This window comes from Timaviella obliquedivisa GSE-PSE-MK23-08B (genome assembly GCA_019358855.1).
Lineage (GTDB): Bacteria > Cyanobacteriota > Cyanobacteriia > Elainellales > Elainellaceae > Timaviella > Timaviella obliquedivisa.
Map to the genome: position 1 here is coordinate 289632 of JAHHII010000005.1, position 22723 is coordinate 312354.

18 protein-coding genes and 1 tRNA gene are annotated in these 22723 nt (G+C 48.2%); 11 read left to right on the top strand and 8 right to left on the bottom strand.

Annotated features, from left to right (window positions below; all coding sequences use genetic code 11):
* Positions 1-86: 86 nt before the first annotated feature.
* Positions 87-1952, top strand: coding sequence for an ATP-dependent zinc metalloprotease FtsH4 (ftsH4, locus tag KME11_11770; GenBank protein MBW4515890.1), 1866 nt, complete (start codon positions 87-89; stop codon positions 1950-1952).
* Positions 1953-2010: 58 nt separating this feature from the next.
* Here the strand turns inward: ftsH4 and KME11_11775 are convergent, their stop codons facing one another.
* Positions 2011-3054 (bottom strand): glucokinase, encoded by a 1044-nt coding sequence (locus KME11_11775; GenBank protein ID MBW4515891.1) that lies wholly within the window; start codon positions 3052-3054, stop codon positions 2011-2013.
* 427 nt (positions 3055-3481) lie between these two features.
* On the opposite strand from KME11_11775, the gene KME11_11780 reads away from it, so the two are divergent.
* The 3 genes from KME11_11780 to KME11_11790 all read left to right on the top strand — a co-directional run bounded on the left by KME11_11780 (position 3482) and on the right by KME11_11790 (position 6982).
* Positions 3482-5284 (top strand): EAL domain-containing protein, encoded by a 1803-nt coding sequence (locus KME11_11780; GenBank protein MBW4515892.1) that lies wholly within the window; start codon positions 3482-3484, stop codon positions 5282-5284.
* A gap of 89 nt (positions 5285-5373) precedes the next feature.
* Positions 5374-5994, top strand: a complete 621-nt coding sequence (locus tag KME11_11785) for a TetR/AcrR family transcriptional regulator (GenBank protein MBW4515893.1) — start codon at positions 5374-5376, stop codon at positions 5992-5994.
* Positions 5995-6310: 316 nt separating this feature from the next.
* Complete coding sequence (locus KME11_11790; protein MBW4515894.1) at positions 6311-6982, top strand: TMEM165/GDT1 family protein; 672 nt, start codon at positions 6311-6313, stop codon at positions 6980-6982.
* A gap of 2 nt (positions 6983-6984) precedes the next feature.
* Here KME11_11790 and KME11_11795 read toward each other — a convergent pair whose 3' ends face one another.
* Positions 6985-7326 carry a cupin domain-containing protein gene (locus KME11_11795; GenBank protein ID MBW4515895.1) on the bottom strand — a complete coding sequence of 114 codons (342 nt, stop codon included), beginning with the start codon at positions 7324-7326 and terminating at the stop codon, positions 6985-6987.
* A 220-nt stretch (positions 7327-7546) separates the two neighbouring features.
* Between KME11_11795 and KME11_11800 the strand changes: the two genes are divergently transcribed.
* Positions 7547-8476: a methylenetetrahydrofolate reductase gene (locus KME11_11800; protein ID MBW4515896.1), complete on the top strand. Its 930-nt coding sequence runs from the start codon at positions 7547-7549 to the stop codon at positions 8474-8476.
* A 260-nt stretch (positions 8477-8736) separates the two neighbouring features.
* Here the strand turns inward: KME11_11800 and KME11_11805 are convergent, their stop codons facing one another.
* Positions 8737-9252: a hypothetical protein gene (locus KME11_11805; GenBank protein MBW4515897.1), complete on the bottom strand. Its 516-nt coding sequence runs from the start codon at positions 9250-9252 to the stop codon at positions 8737-8739.
* A gap of 67 nt (positions 9253-9319) precedes the next feature.
* Entirely contained in the window at positions 9320-10411 is a 1092-nt protein-coding gene (queA, locus tag KME11_11810) for a tRNA preQ1(34) S-adenosylmethionine ribosyltransferase-isomerase QueA (GenBank protein ID MBW4515898.1), read from the bottom strand.
* Positions 10412-10610: 199 nt separating this feature from the next.
* Between queA and KME11_11815 the strand changes: the two genes are divergently transcribed.
* On the top strand, positions 10611-11000 hold the full coding sequence (locus tag KME11_11815) for a hypothetical protein (GenBank protein ID MBW4515899.1): 390 nt from the start codon (positions 10611-10613) through the stop codon (positions 10998-11000).
* Positions 11001-11073: 73 nt separating this feature from the next.
* Here the strand turns inward: KME11_11815 and KME11_11820 are convergent, their stop codons facing one another.
* Positions 11074-11577 (bottom strand): YraN family protein, encoded by a 504-nt coding sequence (locus tag KME11_11820; protein MBW4515900.1) that lies wholly within the window; start codon positions 11575-11577, stop codon positions 11074-11076.
* Positions 11578-11698: 121 nt separating this feature from the next.
* Here KME11_11820 and KME11_11825 point away from each other — a divergent pair, with 121 nt between their 5' ends.
* Positions 11699-12214, top strand: a complete 516-nt coding sequence (locus KME11_11825; protein ID MBW4515901.1) for a pentapeptide repeat-containing protein — start codon at positions 11699-11701, stop codon at positions 12212-12214.
* On the opposite strand, the gene KME11_11830 is transcribed toward KME11_11825, so the two are convergent.
* Both KME11_11830 and dnaG read right to left on the bottom strand, forming a co-directional pair.
* Complete coding sequence (locus KME11_11830) at positions 12211-12819, bottom strand: Uma2 family endonuclease (protein ID MBW4515902.1); 609 nt, start codon at positions 12817-12819, stop codon at positions 12211-12213. The two genes, KME11_11825 and KME11_11830, sit on opposite strands and share 4 nt — an antisense overlap.
* A gap of 66 nt (positions 12820-12885) precedes the next feature.
* Positions 12886-14829, bottom strand: a complete 1944-nt coding sequence (dnaG, locus tag KME11_11835) for a DNA primase (GenBank protein MBW4515903.1) — start codon at positions 14827-14829, stop codon at positions 12886-12888.
* 246 nt (positions 14830-15075) lie between these two features.
* On the opposite strand from dnaG, the gene KME11_11840 reads away from it, so the two are divergent.
* The 3 genes from KME11_11840 to KME11_11850 are packed head-to-tail and all read left to right on the top strand — an operon-like array spanning position 15076 to position 18842.
* Positions 15076-16434: an N-acetylmuramoyl-L-alanine amidase gene (locus tag KME11_11840; protein MBW4515904.1), complete on the top strand. Its 1359-nt coding sequence runs from the start codon at positions 15076-15078 to the stop codon at positions 16432-16434.
* Between the two features lie 30 nt (positions 16435-16464).
* Positions 16465-18084 (top strand): glycosyltransferase family 39 protein, encoded by a 1620-nt coding sequence (locus KME11_11845; GenBank protein ID MBW4515905.1) that lies wholly within the window; start codon positions 16465-16467, stop codon positions 18082-18084.
* Positions 18081-18842, top strand: coding sequence for an aspartyl/asparaginyl beta-hydroxylase domain-containing protein (locus KME11_11850; GenBank protein ID MBW4515906.1), 762 nt, complete (start codon positions 18081-18083; stop codon positions 18840-18842). The genes KME11_11845 and KME11_11850 overlap by 4 nt, the downstream gene beginning before the upstream one ends.
* On the opposite strand, the gene metH is transcribed toward KME11_11850, so the two are convergent.
* Entirely contained in the window at positions 18832-22452 is a 3621-nt protein-coding gene (metH, locus tag KME11_11855) for a methionine synthase (protein MBW4515907.1), read from the bottom strand. The genes KME11_11850 and metH overlap by 11 nt on opposite strands.
* 168 nt (positions 22453-22620) lie before the next feature.
* Between metH and KME11_11860 the strand changes: the two genes are divergently transcribed.
* Positions 22621-22694: transfer RNA gene (locus tag KME11_11860), tRNA-Pro, on the top strand.
* The last annotated feature ends 29 nt before the right edge of the window (positions 22695-22723 follow it).

The window sequence follows — 22723 nt, forward strand, 5'->3', positions numbered from 1 at the left end:
GGGTTTTCCGCCCTCCTTTTGCTACTGTGAAATCGCCAAACAAATTACGATAAGTACATAAAACTTAAGAAAGGGACGTTGAATCTATGGCGATTAAAGACCAGCCCCAGCCCCCCCGTTCACGCCAAATTGGTAGCATTCTATTGCTACTTTCTGGTTTGTTCCTGTTGGCAAACTTGTTTTTGCCCAACTTGCTAGGTACACCGATTCCAAGAGTTCCCTACAGCTTGTTTATTCATGAAGTCCAAGACGGACAGGTTCAGGGAGTTTCGGTGGGTCAGAACGAAATTCGATACCAGATGAAGGGCGAAAATGAGGAGCCTGGGCTAGTTTATGCGACGACCCCAATTTTTGACCTAGAGTTGCCTAAACTTTTAGAAGAAAAAGGGGTAGAATTTGCCGCTACGCCGCCGCCTAAGAATGGCTGGTTAGGCAGCGTCTTGAGTTGGGTAATACCGCCCCTGATTTTTGTAGCTATTTGGCAACTGTTTTTAGGGCGCAGTGGTGGACAGCAGGGCGTTTTATCGATTGGTAAAAGCAAAGCCAAAGTCTATGTTGAGGGAGATTCGGGAAAGGTAACTTTTACCGACGTTGCAGGTGTTGAAGAAGCGAAGACAGAACTTGTCGAAGTCGTGGATTTCTTGAAGGAACCGCTAAGATTTACAGAAATTGGGGCGCGAATTCCAAAGGGCGTGTTGCTCGTTGGACCTCCAGGAACTGGAAAAACGCTGCTAGCTAAGGCAGTGGCAGGTGAAGCAGGTGTGCCATTCTTTAGTATTTCGGGTTCAGAATTTGTAGAAATGTTTGTGGGCGTTGGCTCCTCACGGGTACGTGATCTGTTTGACCAAGCAAAGAAGCAGGCTCCTTGCATTATCTTTATTGATGAGCTAGATGCGATCGGGAAGTCTCGGGCTTCTAACGGTTTTTATGGAGGCAACGATGAGCGGGAGCAAACCCTCAACCAGTTGTTAACTGAGATGGATGGGTTTGCGGCAACCGGAGCAACCGTCATTGTCCTAGCAGCTACCAACCGTCCAGAAACCCTTGATCCTGCGCTTCTGCGTCCAGGTCGATTCGATCGCCAAGTCCTAGTCGATCGCCCTGATCTTTCCGGTCGTCTAGCCATTCTTGAGATTCATTCTAGAAAGGTGAAGCTGGGTGCAGATATTGACCTTAAGGCGATCGCCACTCGGACCCCAGGTTTTGCCGGAGCAGACCTGGCAAACCTGGTTAATGAAGCCGCATTGCTTGCCGCTCGCAACAAACGATTAGCCGTAGCACAAGAAGATTTTGCTGAAGCCATCGAGCGGGTTGTAGCGGGGTTAGAAAAGAAGAGCCGAGTCCTCAACGAAAAAGAGAAAAAGATTGTTGCTTATCACGAAGTAGGGCACGCTTTAGTCGGCTCCCTGATGACAGGCAGTGGCAAAGTTGAGAAAATCTCGATTGTGCCTCGCGGGATGGCGGCGCTAGGTTACACGCTGCAATTGCCCACAGAGGATCGCTTTTTAATGAGTGAAGACGAATTGCAAGGACAAATTGCGACGCTGTTAGGGGGGCGATCGGCAGAAGAAATTATTTTTGGAAGCATTACTACGGGTGCATCCAATGACCTGCAACGCGCAACCGACCTAGCAGAACGCATGGTGACCACCTATGGTATGAGCAAGGTGCTAGGGCCTCTGGCATATCAGCAAGGGCAACAAAACATGTATCTGGGCAATGAAGGCCCCAATCCTCGCCGCATGGTCAGCCCTCAGACAGCAGAGGCGATCGACCAGGAAGTCAAAGGCATCGTAGAATCAGCCCACGATCATGCCTTAGAAATCCTTAAGCTGAACCGCGACTTGTTAGAAACCATTTCGACCAAGCTGTTGGATAAAGAGGTCATTGAAGGCACTGAACTTCATCAACTTTTGGCACAAGTCAAGTCTGTAGAAGCAGTAGCCGTCTAATCCAACTAACTCTGCCAATAATCTAGAACCCCGACTTATAAAAAGTCGGGGTTCTTTTTTAAAAGAAATTAGCGTACAGGGCAGCGCCAATTAACCCAACATGCGGGTTAAGAATAACGTGAACTGGAATTTGCTCCATTAGGGGTCGCATTCTTCCTTTATCAGTCATTGCTCTCATAAATCCACCCGACTCAAGCAGGGATAAGTTTTTAGTTGCAATGCCCCCGGCAATGTACAAGCCGCCATAGGGTAAAAGCTTCAGTGCCAGGTTTCCAGCTTCCGCACCATAAGCTTCGGCAAAAAGCTGCATTGTCCGTTCACACAGATAATCTTGTCCAGCAGCGATCGCAATCACAGCTGCCGGGTCAACCGACTTTTCGCTAATGCCCGCCTCGTGTTCCCAAGTCCGAATAGCTTCCGCCACTTGGGGCGACTCAACGGCAGACTGGCGATCGCGCAGGAACTGGTAAATTGCCACAATTCCCTGCCCCGATACTACTCGCTCTACTGAAATACGAGTAATTTGATGCTTCTCCCGCAGATACTTCAAAAGCTGGAACTCTAGCTCTGAACGAGGCGCAAAGTCTGCATGTCCTCCTTCTGAAGCAAAAACTTGGTATTGCTGATCCTGGCGAATCAAGAAGCACTCGCCCAAGCCTGTTCCAGCCCCCAAAATAGCGATCGGAGCATGAGGCTGAGACTCGGCAATTTGAAGCGTTCGCAAATCGGAAGATTCCAGCCCCCCAACGCCATAGCCCACAGCAGCAAAGTCATTGATTAAATTCACATGAGCGATCGCCAAATCTTTTTCTAACTGCTTAGCTTCCAAAAACCAAGACAGATTAGTAACCGATGAAGTGTTGTTGACAACAGGCCCCGCGATCGCAAAGCAAGCCTTTTCAGGAGCAGGTACCTCTCCGACCTGTTGGGTGGCTTCGACGAGAAACTGCCGCACCATGATGGCTAAATCTGCAAACTCTGCGCTCATATACCGAGCTTCGTACAGCGTTTTCAGCGTCGTTCCCTCTGCTTTAGAATAGGCATCGACCCATCGCAAAATCGTTTTGGTGCCACCAATGTCTCCTGCCAGTAGTTGTGTCATGATTGCCATCGCCCTTTGCTACAACTTCCTAGTCTAGGGGTTCAGGGTCGATTATTGGCATGACGCGATCGCCCCCTTTTTCTAAAACTCATGCATCTGTTTTACAAGATTTATTCAGTGTTTACCGACAACTCTCAAAGTATACTCGTATTATTTTATACGAAATAGTAGGTAGCCAAAAACCTAGAGTTTCCCCCAACGCCGGGAAACTGCGAGAACTTGAGAAGTTGCGGGAATTCTAATGGCAAACACAATAGACAGCAGAATTACATTGTTGAAGGTTTCTAGTAGAATTTGGGTGAATTTTGGGTTTTTTACAGATGTCTTTTTACAGATGTTATCAGCCACTTAAAGGGCACAACAGACTTGACTTAAGAATTTTTTTTGTAGGGCATACCGGGAATCCATGAACCACCCCTTATTTGACATGCTTCTAACTAATACTGTAGAGCTATTGCAGTTAAAAGAGGAACTACAGCAAGTCCGGCAAAGCGAAGAGCGATATGCGCTAGCGGCACAAGGCGCAAATGATGGAGTGTGGGACTGGAATTTGCAAACTAATCAAGTGTTCTTTTCCCATCGCTGGAAGACAATGCTGGGCTATTCGGTGGATGGATTGAGCGATCGCCCTGAAGAATGGTTCGATCGCGTCCACCCCGATGACTTGCACTGGGTCAAACACGAAATGACCGCCCATTTAGAGCAGCAAGTTGCCCAGTTTGAATGCCAACATCGAATGCGGCACCAAAAGGGAGAATACCGCTGGATGCTGAGCCGTGGCTCAGCAATTTGGAATGAAGACGGGAAAGCCCTTCGGATAGCAGGTTCTCAGACCGACATTACCACCTGGAAACACGCTGAAGAGAAGCTAGTTTACGAAGCATTACATGATACCTTAACAGGCTTACCGAACCGAATCTTTCTAATGGAACGCCTTCGGCAAGCTTTACAGCTAACAAAACGCCACAGCGATTACCTGTTTGCAGTTCTGTTCATTGACCTCGATCGCTTCAAGGTTATCAACGACAGCTTAGGGCATATGATTGGCGATCAGCTTTTAATTGCTATCTCTCATCGCATTTCCAACTGTCTTCGTCCCACAGACACCATTGCACGGCTTGGAGGCGATGAGTTTGTGATTTTGTTAGCAGATGTGAAAGACCGGGATAGCGCCACCCGGGTTGCCGATCGCCTGCAAGAAGAACTGTTGCTGCCATTCAACCTGGATGGGCATGAGGTTTTTAGTGCTGCTAGTGTTGGCATTGCCTTCAGCAGCGTCGGTTACGATCGCCCTGATGATTTACTCCGCGATGCCGATATTGCCATGTATCGCGCCAAAGCCCACGGTAGAGCGCGGTACGCTATTTTTCAACCCGGAATGCATAGCAAAGCCGTAGCGCTACTGCAAATTGAAACCGATCTGCGACGGGCGATCGAGCGCCACGAGCTACGACTTCACTATCAGCCCATTGTTTCTCTTAGAACATGCCAAGTAACTGGCTTCGAGGCACTCATTCGGTGGGCACATCCTCAGCGCGGCATGATTTCTCCAGGTGAGTTTGTCCCAGTCGCTGAGGAAACGGGATTAATTACCCCTATGGGCTGGTGGGTACTGCAAGAATCTTGTCGTCAAATGCAGCGCTGGCACGAACAGTTCCTGAGCGCCCAATCCTTAATTGTGAATGTAAATTTGTCGAGCAAGCAATTTAGCCCCCATTTAGTCGATCAAATTAGCCAAATTTTGGAAGAAACTCAGCTACCGCCCCATTACCTCAAACTAGAAATTACTGAAAGTATTTTGATGGAAAATGCTGAATCAGCAGTGACAACTTTAAGTCAGCTTAAAACCCTGGGAACGCTGTTGGCGATCGATGATTTTGGGACAGGCTATTCGTCATTAAATTATCTGCATCGATTTCCCATTGACACGCTTAAAGTCGATCGCTCCTTCGTTAGTAAAGTTGATGTCGATGGTGAGCAGCTTGCGATCGCCCGTACCATTATTACCCTGGCGTGGAATTTGGGTATGGAGGTCGTGGCAGAAGGCGTAGAAACAATGAAACAGTTAGCCCAGTTGCGATCGCTTCAGTGCGACTATGCCCAAGGCTTCCTCTTTTCTTTACCTCTAGATGTTGCAGCAGTCGAACACCTCATGGCAAGCCAACCTCATCAGCCCATTATTCTCAACCCAACCACAAGCGTTGCCCAGAACTTACTCACAGAAGGATAACCCCATTTATAAATTTTTTCACCTCAACTCCTCACCACTCCGGCATTGCCAGTACTATCTCTAAATAAGTTACCTGTGGAGTTCCGGTTATGCGCACGTTTCGGACGACACCCCCAACCGAGGCAGAAACTCAAACTCGAATCCTTAAGGCAGCGCAGCGACTCTTTGCGCGGCGAGGGTTTGAGGGCACCACAACCCGCGAACTAGCCCAAGCAGCAGGGGTTGCAGAAGGAACGCTGTTTCGATATTTTGAAAATAAGAAAGCCATTTTGATAGAAGTCGCAACTCAAGGTTGGATCGAGATTTTAACCGACTTGTTGACTGAGCTAAGCGAAATGGGCAGCTACAAGGCGATCGCTCAAGTCATGCGTCGCCGAATGATGAACCTCCATGAAAACGCCGACCTTCTGCGCGTGTGCTTCATTGAGGCGCAATGTCATCCTGACTTGCAACAGCGTATTCAAACCGATGTCATTGTTAAAATGACCGATGTCGCCGAAGCCTTCTTTGAAACAGCAATGGATCAAGGCATTTACCGCCGAATGAATCCTCGGATGGTCGCCCAAGTGTTTCTAGGCATGTTCACAGTCGCTGGGTTTAGCCAAGACTCCATCATGCCGACTGGCTCCGCACCTCATGAAATGCAGGAAATGGCGGAGAGCTTAGCAGATATTTTCTTAAATGGTGTGCTGGCAAAACCTGCGCCTTAGGAAGTTTTCGTTAGAGAAAATTTGACAGGCTACAGTCAACCTAGTAAGCTGTAGGACTAATGAAAGGGAGTAGCTACTGGAGCAGGTTTGCATAGCCTCACCAGTCCGTCTTAGTCAACATACTGGTGATGAACCTGGCTGAGGCGACAAAGCAAAATTTTGCGTTTGGGAGCGAGACTTTCACTAAGTTCACGATGTGAGCTTGGTGGATTGTCTCAAAAATCTATCAAGCTCACTCAGATTCACTACGATTTTCTGAGAGGCTAGATGGATGTTCGAATTAGGGATATTAGATGCGGGGCTACTTAAAAGTCAGATGTTTGAGTCCTTTACCAAAGGGCTTTTACTGGTTGGATTTTCTGAGTTAGGCGACAAAACTTTTTTTATAACCGCTATTTTGGCAATGCGCCACCCACGGCGCTGGGTTTTGGTTGGAGCGATCGCAGCCTTAACGACCATGACTATCATTTCAGTCTTAATGGGACAAGCCGTTTCCCACTTTCCCAAGGTCTATGTGCGAGGGGCTGAGGTGATATTGTTCATCGCCTTTGGGCTGAAGTTGCTTTATGATGCGACTCAAATGACCCATCAACCGAATTTGGAAGAGCAGAAAGAAGCGGCTGAGGCTGTAGAAAAAGCAGAAGCTAAGCTTTCTAAAAAATCATTCCACCGAGGTGCTGGGGTCAGAGGATTTTGGGGCAGAGGGACTTGGGTCATTGTCGGCGAGGCGTTTAGTCTCATCTTTTTAGCCGAATGGGGCGATCGCACTCAGTTTGCGACCATTGCTCTGGCAGCGGCTAATAATCCGCTTGGGGTCACGCTAGGATCAATTTTGGGTCATGCCATTTGTGCAGCGATCGCTGTGATGTGCGGTCGTTTCGTCTGTGGTCGCATCTCAGAACGCACCATCACCACCCTGGGTGGCGCACTATTCCTAATCTTTGCGGTTGTAGCAGGACTGGAGCTAGGACAATCAGGCGGGATTTGACTTTAACCCAAAGACCTTAACCCAAAATAGGTCAAGACCAGTTCCTCCACGCCATTGTTTTGAACCTCATGCACTTCTCCTGTTTCTACGGCGACGCAAACCCCAGCACTCAGGGGATAGCTTTGACCATCAACCTGAATCACACCTGTTCCAGATTCTACAAAAAACACTTCGCACATATCAGCATGAGCGTGCGCCGCAGCAACTTGTCCAGGAGCAAAGCGCGCTTGAGAAAAATTAGTCAGATGCGGCAAATCTCCTAGACGCAACATCACCTTTTTCTGAATAGCAGGATTGTGGGAAACCTGTTCTGGTAAAAGCTGATGCAAATCGCAGTGTTTCATAGGAAATTACGGATGGGGTTGATGAAGGGGTAGTAAAACTAGAAAACTTTTCAAATACCAGAGATCTTGAGAAAACGATACCAAAAATCTGACTGAGAGAGTCTACAGCAGAAAATCTCTACTTTAGGAATCCTTCATAAATTATCAGGAGCAGTCGTAAACTAAGACATACTAATCAGAAATAAGCCAAATTTGGAAGTCCTGAACGCCCCCTTTGCCAATGCTCCTTCCGCACTCTTCTCCATCCTCCTCATCAACTCACGGCAGCTTCCGCGCTGCTGTCCTTTCTGGCGATTTTTTAGTGACAGCAGAAGTAATGCCGCCCAAGGGCACAAACCCGGCTCACATGATTGAGATGGCAAATCTGCTGAAGGGGAGGGTGCATGGGGTCAATATTACAGATGGTAGCCGAGCAGTCATGCGGATGTCGTCGTTAGCAGCGGCAGTGCTGTTGCAGCAGCAGGGCATTGAGTCAATTTGTCAATTGGCTTGCCGCGATCGCAACCGCATTGCTCTCCAGGCAGACTTACTAGGAGCCCAGGCATTGGGCATTAATAATATTTTGGCGTTAACTGGCGATCCGGTTAAAGCCGGAGATCATCCTGATGCTAAAGGAGTTTTTGATCTAGAAGCAGTGCGGCTGCTGCGGCTAATTGACAAACTGAATCAGGGAATAGATGCCAATGATAAGCCTTTAACAGATGGGGCAACTGCATTATTTTCGGGTGCAGCCGTTGACCCCCAGTGTGGCAGTTGGTCAGGGTTGAAAAGTCGGTTTGAACGCAAAGTAGAAGCAGGAGCACAGTTTTTTCAGAGTCAGCTAATTTGTGATTTCGATCGGCTAGACAAATTCATGACCCAGATTGCGAGTGGTTGCAACAAGCCAGTGCTGGCGGGAATATTTCTACTAAAGTCTGCTAAAAATGCTCAATTCATTAACCGCAATGTGCCAGGAATTGAGATTTCGCCGGAAATTGTCGATCGCCTAGAAAAATCTTCTCACCCATTACAAGAGGGAGTGGCGATCGCTGCTGAGCAAGTCAAGATTGCCCGACAGCTTTGCCAGGGCGTACATTTGATGGCAGTCAAACGAGAAGACCTCATTCCCCAGATTTTAGATCAAGCTGGAATTCATCCCCTCGTTCCTTAGAAACCCGTAACATCCATCATCTACGGCATTCAACAAACTACATTTCTACGTCATTTTCATGTCAATGATGGGTGTCACACCTCTTGTGCAATTTGCGTTCTCTTGCCATGATGCAACCAGTGACGATTTTCAGGAACTTTTAATTCCCCAGGCAAATTGCCTGGGGTTTTTTATGAGTTTTTATTAGTAAAAATTTCATCAGTAAAAAGCCTGGGGAATACAGATATTCTCCAGGCTTTATCTTTACCTAAAGTCCATTGTTAGGGCTTTGCAACACTAGCAATGCTGGTGCTCAGTGCAGTTAGGGCATCCATCACCTTAGTTTTATCAGGTTGGGCTTCGCCTAAAGCTGTATTAACGTTTCCTACGTTAGTTTCGATCGCAGTGTAGCCATCCGATGAAGCGGTTTTAATCCCTTCTCCAACCTTTGACCAAGAATCGCCAAACTTAGCAAACTCTTCCTTAGCTTTAGCAAAGTCGCCCGCTTCAACAGCAGTCTCAGTATTAGTGACCACAGACATGAGTTCGCCTGCGCCCATGGCAACCGTGCCAGAAGTCGCTGTGTTCTGGGCTGTATCGTTCGCAGCACCAGCCGCATCTTTTGCCGCATCAGCAGCAGTGTTCGCCGCGCCAGCTGCATCTTTTGCCGCATCAGTTGAAGCTTGCTGAGACGAATCCACCACAGAAGGGTTGCTGGCTTGGTCAGGGTTAGAACAGCCTGCTAATGACAACAGACCAACCGTACCTAAGGCAAGCAATTGACTAATACGAATCATGAGTAAGCTCCTCAAAAACAATTTCTTCTTTCAATACCGTCCAATATATACCCATGATGTGAGGATTTCATGGAGACGCAATTTCACTCCGAGCCTCTGGCAAAATTAGCATGGCATCACCAAAGGAATAAAACCGATATTGCTCAGCGATCGCCATCTCGTACAAATCCATCAGTCGTTGCCGCCCCACCAAAGCACTTACCAACATCAGCAAACTCGACTTGGGCAAATGAAAATTGGTAATTAGCCCGTCTACCGTTCGCCACTGGTAACCAGGGTAAATAAACAGTTCGGTCTTACCACAATAGGGCGCAAGTATTCCCCCCTGCGATGCGCCTTCCAGCGATCGCGCTGCCGTAGTACCAACTGCAATTACTCGTCCGCCTTGAGCCTTTGTTCGCTGAACCATCTCTACAGTTTGGGGGGGGACTTCTACCCACTCTGCGTGCATCTGATGCTCAGTAATATTCTCGGCTTCGACAGGGCGAAAGGTGCCAACGCCTACATGAAGTGTCACGAAGGCTTGAGAGATTCCTTGGGCTTCGAGACGGGCTAGAAGCTCAGGGGTAAAGTGTAAGCCTGCGGTCGGAGCCGCCGCAGACCCAGGGCGATCGCCATACACCGTTTGATACTGCTCTGGCGCTGCTTGAGATTGAGTGATATACGGCGGCAAAGGGACGCTTCCCAACTCAGCCAGAACGGCAACTAGCGATCGTTCTGAAAGCAACTCAAATTGGAGAATGCGCCCTCCTGTTGCCTCATCAACCTCCACAACTTGAGCTTTCAAACTTACCTCGGGCGATCCAAATTTAATCCAAGCGCCCGACTTTAAGCGCTTTCCGGGTTTAACCAATGCTAACCAGCGATCGGGATGCAATTCTTCTAGCAACAGAACCTCAACCTTGCTGCCTCCAACCTTATTCCCATACAGTCTGGCAGGAATCACCCGCGTATTATTCAGCACTAGCAGATCGTTAGGTTTTAGCTGTTCGGGCAAAGCCTGGAAAATCTCGTGTTGAATATGGGAAAAAGCACCCACGACCAGCAAGCGAGAGCTATCCCTGGGCACAGCCGGATTTTGGGCAATCTGCTCAGACGGCAATTGATAGTCGTAGGCTGACAACGATAGATTGAGATTGGAAGAAGAAAGGCTGGACACGGTTTTAGTCTGCTATTGGGAATAATAAAGAAAAGATAGAGGCTTGAGAGGATTACTCTTGAAAGTTAGTCCTCTAAAACTTGGCTATCTGAACCAAATTGGGGGGAATCCCCATAGTAGGACGGGGATGTCTCCCCTATCGGTTTATGGCGTTTCTCGCAATGATAAATATGTAAGCGCTTGCCAGGACTGTCAACTCATGGAATACCTCTATTACCTCGCAAATGCCAGTCTGACCCTTCGAGTGGTCGAGCATCTCCATGTTATGCCTTGGCTTCCGGTTCGCTTTATCACAGTGATCCATCAAATTGATGGGTGGGTCGTTAAGGTCAAACTCGATCGCGCTTTAGATCAACAAGAAGACGGTGATTTCCGGGCTTTTCTCAACGAGCAGGGAATTCCCTACGAGCCTGAGATCCGGGTACGGATGGCGCTTTGGGGTTTGGAAACGGGGCAGTCTCCAGTTGAGGTGATGCGACGATACCAAGTGGCAGTGGTTTCCCATGGCAACCCTGATCGCACAGACATTGAAGAGTTCCGTCAGCAGTTTGTTCAAGGCTTGGGCTATTGCCCCGAAACACTGGCTTAGAGTGGAACTAAATTTTGGGTGGTGAACTTGAGGCGTACATTGTGCGCCTTTTTTTTGTCCGTTTTTCCGTCGTTCAAGTTTCTATGGCATCAAAGGCAGCAGGAATGTATTGTTTAAGCGTCAGGAAATATCCGGCGATCGCCACTGCCTTCCCTAACTCCACGGGACTCGGAATCTTTAGCCCATCCCCTGTTTGACCTGTCACTCGCCGACAATGCACCAGTGCCACATCAAATGAACAAGCCACGTTTGCTAATGCCGGATAAGTGGCTAAAAATAATTGAGCCGATCGCCATAGTTTGATCTGTTTCTGAGCATTCACAGCCAACATTCCATTGGCATCCCAGTTACCGCTGCTGCGTGCCTTGACTTCAACAAACGCCAGGTTAGCAGGCATGTCAGAGCAGCGAGGAGAACGATAAGCCACTAAGTCTAATTCGCCCATAGAACAATGCCAACGTTCTTCTAAAATTTCCCAGCCTTGCTCAATCAACCATTGCGCCACCAAAGCTTCTGCCAGTGTGCCCTTGGCGAGAGCGGCTTGTCGGACAGCTTTGCCAGAAGAGGGTTGAAGCATGGGTAAAATTCACAAAGAAGTAGATGAAGAGTACCCAACTTGAAGTCTAATTCTACGATGCTCTCTACATTCAGGTAGGATCAAAAGTAGAGATTTTGTTTGAGCCTATCTTATATTTCATATGACTGTATTGCATCAAAAAGTGGTTCTTATTCTCGGCTGGATGAGGCGTTGCATTTGTCTCTTGATGAGCGCGATCGCCACATTTTCTTTCTTTTGCCCTCCTGCCTTCGCCCTCGACTACAACCGCGAATCCTTAATCAAAGCCGATTTTTCAGGGCAAGTACTCACCGATGCTGAGTTTACCAAAGCCAACATGCGCGGCAGCAATCTCAGCCATACTGACTTGCGTGGAGTCCAAATGTTTGGCACCAATTTGGAAGGGGCAAATCTAGAAGGGGCGAACCTCAGCTACGCCACGATAGACTCGGCGCGAATGGTTGATGCTAATTTGAAAGACGCGGTATTAGAAGGAGCGTTTGCTGCCAGCACTAAGTTCAATCGTGCCAACATTGAGGGCGCAGACTTTACCGATGTGCTGATGCGGAAAGATATGCACGATATTCTATGCGAAATGGCAACGGGTACAAATCCTACGACCGGACGAGAAACTCGTGAAACGTTGGAATGCGATTAGTTTAAGTCAAGGATCTCGTTAGCGGTCAGGCTAAGAGTTTTAAAGAGAGGAGAAATGATACGATCGCTTCCTCGAAATTGTTGAAGTTGATATAAACCATTCTGCATCGCGTAAACGCTGAATGTGGGCTGCTTTGGCGAACCAATATGTCGTTTCCCACCCAGTGCCCGATAGTCGGCGATCCAATATTCAGCAATGCCCATTTCTTCGTAATCTTCTAGTTTCTTAGCATAATCGTCTTGCCAGTTGGTCGAAACGACTTCAATTACCAGCGGCACAGAATTACCGTGAATAATGGTCGATGCTTTTTTCCAAAGCGGTTCGTTCTGAAGCTGAGGGCGATCGAGCACAATCACATCAGGAATATACCCATCTTCATTTCCAGAAGGTTTGACGCAGCAGGTTTTTGGAATGAAAAAAGGAAGATTGAGGGCTTCAATTTCCCGATCGATTTTGCGAGTCAGCAGCCCAGAAATTTCTTCATGATCGCCAATGGGTCGCATTTCAATCACCTGTCCGCTGATCAGTTCGTATCGTTTGCCGTCTTCGGGATACCACTCCAAGAACTCATCAAAGGTAATGGATTTAGCGATCGCTTGCACCATTGGACTCGTCTCCTCATGCTTCCTGTCCTTATGTTGTCCGCATTGTAGCTTGTCTAAGACGCTTGCCTAAGAACGCTCCAGGGCTTCTGCAAACTCGCCTACCCAGGGAATGAGAGCCAAGTCGGTGAAAGTAGTTTGGCGTTGCTGTTGGTCGAGTTCGGCAATGCGCAATTTCTCGGCATACACTTGCTGCTGGTAATACTGCCTCAATTCAGGAGCCGTGGTGTCATCGGTTTTTTCCCAGAGGTTGAGCAAATGTCGATAGCGTTTTTCGCACAGGACACGCTCAATGCAGGCGATCGCCGCCCGAATCACCAGAGGCGCACGCAATACATCTCGTTTAGTTTTTTCATCGAGTTGAATTAGGTGATAAATGTATGCCAGTTTGTCGGGATACTCGGCGCAACGGTCTTGTAATTGATCGATCAGTTCTTTGGGGTTGTGCAACTCCATTTCTTCAATGTTCATCATCTGCTGCCAGAAGAAGCGATGATGCGCCAAGCTAAAATCCAAGTCGCGTTCATCTAGGGATTCTCGGATGAAGGAGCGATACTCAGACAACAGTAGATAGAGGCGCAAAAGCTGAGCTTCGGCTTCTTCTTGGAGAGTGCGATCGCCCGGTCGCTGCCATTTTTGCGATCGCCCGTGCCAGCGTTGTCCTCGTACCTGAGTTCGCAGGTCGGCTTCTAGCTGCATTGTTAAATGGGGATTGCCATGACTCAACAGTTCCGCACAACGGTGAATATAATGAGTTCGCAAGGTGGCATTGGGTAAATCGCCCAACAGCTTGACGATCGCCTGAGTGCTTTGCTGAAACTGATCGGCTTGATTGAGGTCTGCCCCGTCCAAGGTGCGCTGAATTTGCCAGTCTAACCAAAGCGGCGCATTGTCTAAAAGCGATTGGTAAACTTCTGCCGACTGGATTTTGAGGAATTCATCGGGATCTTTGCCTTCAGGCAAATTAAGAATCCGCAGCTTGACTTCGCCCTGATAAGCCAAATCGCCCACCTCCCCGATCGCCCGTTCTGCCGCTTTGTTCCCGGCTGTATCGCCATCAAAGTTGAAGATAATTTGCTTAGACTCGGTGTAGCGAATTAGCGATCGCACTTGAGGCAAACTGAGCGCAGTGCCCATAGAGGCAACCACGTTAGTAATATTAACAGCATGGAGAGAAATTACGTCGAAGTAGCCTTCGACGACGACAGCTTTATCCGTTTTGGCGATCGCGGCTCGTGCTTTATCTAAAGCAAACAGCGTCTTGCCTTTATCAAAAAGCTCAGTTTCGGGAGAGTTGAGATACTTGGGCTGCTCATCGCCCAAAGCGCGACCGCCAAAACCAATGACTCGCCCTTGTAAATCGTGAATGGGAATCATCAGGCGATCGCGGAAGCGATCGTAATGTCCGCTGCCCTGTCCAGCTTGACGCGGCACAATCAGCCCAGCTTTCTCAATTAGCTCTACCGGATATCTTTTGTGATCAACCAAGTAGCCATACAGCGTTTGCCAACCTGCCGGAGCATAGCCCAGTTGAAACTGCTGAATCGTTTCATCACTCAGCCGCCGCTGATCTTTGAGATATGCCAAGGCTGCTTCGCCCGATGGCTGCCGCAGAGCATGTTCAAAAAACTTGGCGGTAATAGCAACCACTTCATAGAGTTGCTCACGCAGAGAAATTTGTCGCTGGAGTTCTTGCCGTTGGGCAGGTTCTAGAGTTTTGACAGGAATCTGGTAGCGGTTCGCCAGTTCTAGTACCACATCCCCGAAAGATTGCTTGCCAATTTCCATGACAAACTTAATGGCATTGCCGCCTGCGCCGCAGCTAAAGCAGTAGTAGAATTGCTTGGTGGGGCTAACGCTAAAACTGGGAGACTTATCATCATGGAAGGGACACAGCCCCGTAAAATCCTTACCTCGCTTCCGCAGCACAACATGCTCAGAGATGACATCCACAATGTCAACGCGCTGCTTGACTTGCTCAATGGTGTCGGGGTGAAGGTGGGGAATGCTCACAGTCGTCTCAAATAGTGTTGCTGCTGCTTTAGTTGTAAACTAATCCGCTACATCTGGCGTAACTCTTAATAAAGTAAACTAAACTCTGTAAGAAATAAAGGCGAACTGCTGCCTCAGGTAGGCGATCGCGCCAGATAGGTACACCTGACCTATTTCTATCATCGCATGTTCGCTAAGGGGCGGGCGAAATTGGCAAAGCAGATCATCTGAACAAAAGCAATGTTGGGCGACCCTGGAGAGTGAATAATGGGAAGGATTATTGTTTCGGCAGCACATGGCGGCATTGAGAGTGGCAGCCGCGATCCGGGTGCTGTGGTGGATGGAGTCACTGAAGCGCGGGAAATGATTTTGCTGCGTGATTTGATTGTGCAGACCTTGCGATCGCGCAATTACGAAGCCCTCGCCGTTCCCGACGACCTGAGTTTGCAGCAAACCCTCGATTGGGTCAACAGTCGCGCTACCGTTGGCGATATTGCCCTAGAAATTCACGCCAACGCCTTCAGTGACACAACGACGCGGGGCATTGCTGTTTTTTACCTTGCCAACAACGAAGAGCGGAAAGCCCAGGCAGAACTGCTGCTGCAAACCTACATTCGCCGGGTGCCCCAAATGCCCAGCCGAGGTGCTAAACCCGATACCCAGACAGGATTAGGCAACCTGGCATTTTGTCGGCAAGTGGTGATTCCTTCCTTGCTGATGGAAGTTGGACTGCTCACAAATTCCGACGATCGCCGCATTCTGCAAAATCAGCGTCAGGATGTGGCTCTTGGCATTGCTGAAGGACTGGCAACTTGGAGCCTGGGCAGAGTTCCCTCCAACCCGTCGCCCAGCCCAGTCCCTACACCAGGACTTTACCCAGATTGCAACATCAACCTCAACGGCGGTATTTTTGAAGCTCGGGGCATTGTCGTCGAGGGCAATGCTTATATTCCATTAGATTTAGTTGATCAATTAGGAATTGAGTTGCCCCTTTCCTACCGCCGCATTACCTATCAAAATATTGTTTTTATTCGAGCCGTTGACCTAAGAGATTTTAATGTTTCTGTGGGTTGGGACGGCAACACCCGCACCGTTTCATTGCGATCGGCGCTGTCAATCTGCGGTGATCAGATCGATCGCATCATGGGTCATGGCAATACTTCTTTGGTACAGTTGATCACGTTCCTAAAAAGCAAAAACCCCGATGCTCTCAACCGCTTTCCCGACTTACCCAAGTTCTACCGCGAAGAAGGCAACGCAGAGGGCGTTAACTTTGATATTGCCTTTGCCCAAATGGGAATTGAAACCAACTTTTTGCGCTTTGGTGGCATTGTAAAACCAGAACAAAACAATTTTGCGCGCTTGGGCGGGATTGGAACAGGCGAGGGCGGTGCAACTTTTTCTAGTGCGCGCTTGGGAGTGCGGGCACATATTCAGCACCTCAAAGCCTATGCCAGTACAGAGCCATTGCGACAGGCTGAGGTTGATCCACGCTTTCGCTTTGTGCGGCGAGGCATTGCGCCGTTGTTAGATCAACTGAGCGGGCGCTGGACGGCAGACACCCAGTACGGTACGAAGATTTTGAATGTAGTGCGGCAGATATATGAGTTCACAGGGCTGTTGTAGGAAAACATTCTGTAGGAACTGGTTTAAGGAATGAATTTTAGTAAACCATTGAGCCGGGTTTATAACTGGCGATCGCTCGTCATTCTCCTATTATTGCTAGGTCTATTTTTTCGCATTGCTAATCTCGATCGCAAGATCTACTGGGTCGATGAAGTGGCTACGTCAATTCGGGTGGCGGGCTATACCAGAACTGAAATTATTAATGAGGTAACATCGGGCAAAATCCTTCATCCGCAAGATTTACTCAACTATCAAAAACTCACGCCTCAGCGAGACTTGCAGGACACCTTCCGAGCCTTGTCTAATAGCCCTGAACATGCACCGCTTTATTTTTTAATAGTGAGAGCTTGGGCAATGGTATTCGGCAGTTCTGCGGCGGCAATGCGATCGCCCTCTGTTCTCTTTAGCCTGATTGCCTTGCCCTGTCTTTATGGACTAACGCTAGAGCTTTTTCAATCGCACTTTGCCGCTAGTCTTGCCCTTTCACTGGCTGCTATTTCTCCATTCTTTGTAGCTTATGCCCAGGAAGCCCGTCCTTATAGTCTTTGGCTGGTTGCAATTCTACTCTCTAGCCTATTGTTGTTGAAAGCAGTACGGCTCAATCAACGCGGAATCTGGGTGCTTTATGCGCTATCTCTTGTCTTTGGGTTTTACACGTCTTTGCTCTCAATTTGGGTCGCTCTAGGTCAGGCGGCGTGGATCATGCTGGGGAGACGATCGCGGCTGAGGAATTTTGCGATCGCTTTCACTAGCGCCCTCTTTGCCTTTACGCCCTGGCTGTGGATCATGGTTCAGCACTGGCAACGGCTTCAGGACAATACAACCTGGATGCGAGTGCCGATGGGTTTTCTGCCTAGAGTGGCGATCGGGCTGTACAGCGTTGTGATCGGATTTGTAGACTTTCCGGTTTATGTTCCTGTTGATGCCGTGATCATTGCGGCGATCATTGCCGATATTGGGTTGTTAACGCTGATTGGATTTTCCTTTTACTTTGTACAAGCTCAATCAGTTCGTCCAGTCCATCTATTTATTTTCACGCTAGCGATCGCTACACCGTTATGTCTAGTTGTGATTGATTGGATGACCAACGGTCAAAGCTCAACGGCTCCTCGGTATCTAATTCCCTGTCAAATTGCAGTACAGTTGGCGATCGCTTTTGTGTTTAGCCACAAGTTACGCTCAGAAAAACCACAGGTCTGGAAAATGTTATGGGTTGTGTTAATCTCAATGGGGATATTATCCTGCGCAGCGAACCTAGAAACATCACCCAAATATCAAAAGATTCGGAATCTGCATAATCTGGCGATCGCTACTGTTATTAACCAAGTGCAACCCCTTGCAGGTACCTCGAAGCCTGCCCCCCTAGTCATTGCTGAATCAACCCAAACGATGGATTTATTATCCCTGAGTCGGAATCTTGCAGAGAATATAGAAATTAAGATATTATCCCAAAGTGATCCTTCAAGTATTCCTAACGTTTGTCAGCAGATATTCCTTTTTAACCCCTCAAAAGAGTTCCGTGCCGCCATTGTCGCTCAGAGGGCGATCGTTCCTGTCTACCAACCCAAACTGCTGATCCCTGGCGAAATTTCACTGACGCTCTGGGCGGTTAAAAATGATTCTTGTTCCCCTAAGAGGATGGCTCAATGAATTCGTTTTATACAAACCTGAAAGCCAAATACCGACAATGGATTTTAACAGAAGGCGAGAAAGCTATCCGCCGCGTAGAAGGTTACATTGGGCGCAATTCTCTCGTAGGCGATACACCCTTTCTGGCGGCTGAACAATTTAGTTGGATTCCTGAAATAGAAGCAAATTGGCAAGTCGTTCGTAAAGAGCTAGATGTATTGCTAGAGAAAGTGGACGAACTTCCTAATTTTCAAGATATTTCTAAAGATCAATATGCTGTTACTACGGATAACCTCTGGAAGACTTACTTTTTTTATGCCTATGGCTTTAAAGCAGAAGGCAACTGTCAACAATGCCCCGAAACTGCCCGTTTAATTGAAAGCATTCCTGGCATCAATCTGGCATTTTTCTCCATTTTAATGCCCCACAAGACAATTCCAGTTCATCGCGGCCCCTATAGAGGAGTGGTGCGGATGCATTTACCCCTCAAAGTTCCAGAACCTGCGACCGAATGCGCTATTCGAGTGGGAGAAGAAGTTCAGCACTGGGAAGAAGGAAAAGTTATCCTATTTGACGATACTTATCCCCACGATGCGTGGAACCATACTGACGGAATTCGAGCCGTTTTATTTATTGATTTTATTCGTCCGATGCGGTTTCCCGCCTCGCTGGTGAATCGGCTCCTAATCCAACTCATTGCTTGGTCACCCTACATTCGAGGCGAGAAACCCGCCTTTGAGCAATGGGATCAGCGGCTGACGCAGATCTTTAAGCGCTAAAGTATTTCGCCATCGGATGATATGCCACGAACGCCGTAGTCGATTGCTCAGGATAAATTTGTTCGCTTTCATCCATATATAAATTGATGCGATCGCTTTTCAACAACTCCAATTGCTTAAACTGATCGTGAATATTGGGACACGCCGGATAGCCAAAGCTATACCGAGAACCCTGATACCGCTGCGCCAACATATCACGGATATTATCAGGATCTTGGTCGCCACAGCCCAGTTCTCGACGAATGCGAGCGTGAGTCCATTCAGCCAACGCCTCCGCTAACTGGACTGCCATACCGTGAAAGTAAAGATATTCGGTGTAGTTATTGGCTTTGAATAGCTCCTGAGCCACCTCAGAGGCAATGTGACCCATCGTTACCGCCTGCATGGGCAGCACATCCATTTGCCCTGACTCTTTTGAGGCAAAGAAGTCGGCAATGCAATAGCGGCGCATAGATTTTTGCCGAGGAAATTTCCAGGTGACAAACGGCTGAGTGCGAGAGCCATCTGAGTCATAAACATCTGGGTCATAAACATGAAGTAAATTCCCTTCCGATTGACAGGGAAAGTAGCCATACACAACTTGAGGATGCAGCAAGTTCTCTGTCAAAACTCGAGCTTTCCAACGCGCCAAAACGGGATAGACTTTTTCCTCCAAAAAAGCATCATACTCCTCGCGGGTTTGCTCACGAGGCTTGCGAAACTGCCACTGTCCAGCAATCAAGGCTTGCAAATCAAGATGCCAGAATAACTCTTCCCAGGGAATATCAACAGGATTAAGAATTTGGGTTCCCCAGAACGGAGGCGTAGGGCGAGCAATGTTAGCATCAATAGCTTCCGATCGCCGCGTATCTTCCTCTACTGGCTCTGTTGTTACCGCTGGTGCGATCGCTGTCTCTTCTTCTACTTCTTCATCCTTAATCAGATCAACAGGATGACCTGCCTCATCCAAAAAGCCCTTCAGGTCATCCCAATGATGCTCTGTCTTGGCAGGCATGAGCTTATCCATAAAGTGCAAATCAGCAAAGGCATCTTTGCCATAAATCACTTTGCCCTTATAAACTCGCTGACAATCTTCGTAGACAAACTTACGTGTTAGAGCCGCTCCTCCTAAAATAACGGGAACTGTAATGCCTTGATCGCTAAACGTCTGGAGGTTATCTTTCATGAACGCAGTTGATTTAACTAAAAGACCGCTCATCGCAATGCAATCTGCCTTATGTTCTTTATAGGCATTAATAATATTTTCAACAGGCTGCTTAATACCTAAGTTAATTACTTTGTAACCATTATTAGTCAAAATAATATCCACGAGGTTCTTACCAATGTCGTGAACATCTCCCTTAACGGTAGCAATCAGAAAAACCCCTTTCGAGTCACTGCTGCCTTCAATCTTCTCCATCATAGGTTCTAAGAACGCTACCGCCGACTTCATAGTTTCGGCGGATTGCAGCACAAAGGGCAATTGCATTTGCCCCGAACCGAATAATTCGCCCACTACTTTCATGCCATCTAGCAAAAAAACATTGACGATATCCAGCGGCTTGTACTGCTCTAGCGCAATTTTTAGCGCATCTTCTAAGCCAATACGTTCGCCATCAATGATGTGCTGCTTCAGGCGTTCCTCAATCGGTAAATCTGCCAGTGTGGCAGTAGAACGGGCATCTTTAACCGACACGCCTTCAAACATTTTTGTCAGTTCAGTCAGCGGATCATAAACGCAAATATCGCCTTCAAAACGACGGCGATCGTAAATTAAATCTCGACAGACTTGCTGCTGCTCTGGCGTAATTTTTGATATAGGCAGCAGCTTTGCCGCACTGACAATGGAGCCATCCATGCCAGCAGCGATCGCCTCATGCAAAAACATCGAGTTCAGCACAATCCGAGTTGCCGGATTGAGACCAAAAGAAATGTTCGATACGCCTAACATGAAGTGACAGGATGGCAATAATTCCCGAATCCGGCGAATGGACTCGATAGTCGCTTTGCCGTTCTCCCGATCTTCCTCAATTCCGGTTGAAACAGGTAACGCTAACGTATCAAAAAAAATCTCGTGAGGTGGAATACCATATTCCAGCACTGCATGATAAGCGCGTTCTGCAATCTTAACCTTCTGATCAGCAGTTCGTGCCATTCCCTCTTCATCAATCGTGCCAATCACTACCCCTGCACCATAGGTTTTTGCCAGTTCTAGCACCTTCAAAAAGCGTTCATCGCCATCTTCATAATTAGTAGAATTAAGAATGCACTTACCTCCTGCAACCTTCAACCCCGCCTCCATCTTTTGCCACTCTGTCGAGTCCAGCATCAGCGGGATAGTAGCAGTAGTAACTAGGCGCGATACCAACTCCTTCATATCGCGTTCGCCATCTCGCCCCACGAAGTCTACGTTCACGTCTAAAACGTGCGCTCCCTCTTTGATTTGGGAACGGGCGATCGCCACCAAACCATCCCAATTCTCCTCGTTCAAAAGTTCCCGTACCTTTTTAGAACCGCTGGCGTTCAAGCGTTCACCCACAATCAAAAACGAATTATCCTGCTCGTAAGGTTGCGCTGAATAAATCGATGCCGCAGCAGGCGTGTACCCCAAGTTAGGACGAGGAATATCAGAAGTGTAAACCGCTCCATTTTTCCAATGTTGGCGATCGACCCGTACCGATCGCTCTTTTGGTGTTAAGGTCGCTGCTACCTCTGCCAACTGCCGAATATGCTCAGGACGAGTGCCGCAGCAACCGCCAATCACCTGCACTCCCATATCTTCAACAAAGTGCAACAACGCCATCCGCAGTTCCATTGGCGTTAACTTATAATGCGCATGTCCTCCAATGTTTTCGGGTAGCCCTGCGTTAGGAATACATGACACCACAAAGGGCGCATTCTCCGTTAAATATTGAATATGGGGCTTCATTAAGTCGGGCCCTGTGGCACAGTTCAACCCCAGAATATCAATGGGATAAGGCTCTAAAATTGCTAACACACCACTGATATCAGTGCCTACTAGCATGGTTCCCTGCTGTTCCATAGTGACTGAAACCATGATGGGGCGGCGATCGCCCTTTTTCGCAAACACCTCCTCAATAGCATTCAGCGCCGCCTTAATTTGCAGTACATCCTGACAAGTTTCGACTAAAAATAAGTCCACTCCGCCATCAAACAAGCCCTCTGCCTGCACCACAAACGCCGCTTTCAACTCGTCATAGCCCACGTGCCCCAACGTCGGTAGCTTCGTTCCAGGGCCAATGGAACCCGCCACAAATCGCGGCTTTTCGGGCGTAGAATACTCGGCGGTACAACGTTTTGCCAACTCTGCTGCCTTGCGGCTCAAGTCATAGGCTTGGTCAGCCAGATCGTACTCTACTAGCACCAATGGGCTGCTACCAAAGGTGTCTGTCTCGATTACATCGGCTCCTGCTGCCAAAAAGTCGCGGTGGACTTTGGCGATCGCCTCTGGTTTAGTCACCACCAAATACTCATTACAACCCTCGTATGCCGCTCCTCCAAAGTCCTCAGCGGTCAGGTTTTGGGACTGAATGTTGGTTCCCATCGCGCCGTCAAAAACCAAGACAGGGCGATCGGGGCTGTGCAAGCGAGCGAGAAAGGGATGAGTCATGGTGACGAGGGAATTGTTACGACTTATGAATTTGAGCCTAGTTTACAGATTATCAATCTTTTCCAATTCTGCGGAATTTTTGAAGAGAAGGCTTATATCCTCTTCAAACTAAATCTTCTGCTAATTATAAAGTCCTGTGATACTCTATTGACAGGTCAAATGCAGCAACGGGATGTAGCGCAGCTTGGTAGCGCACCGACTTCGGGAGTCGGGGGCCGCAGGTTCAAATCCTGTCATCCCGATTTTAGAAAAGTCAATCGTAGGGGAGCTT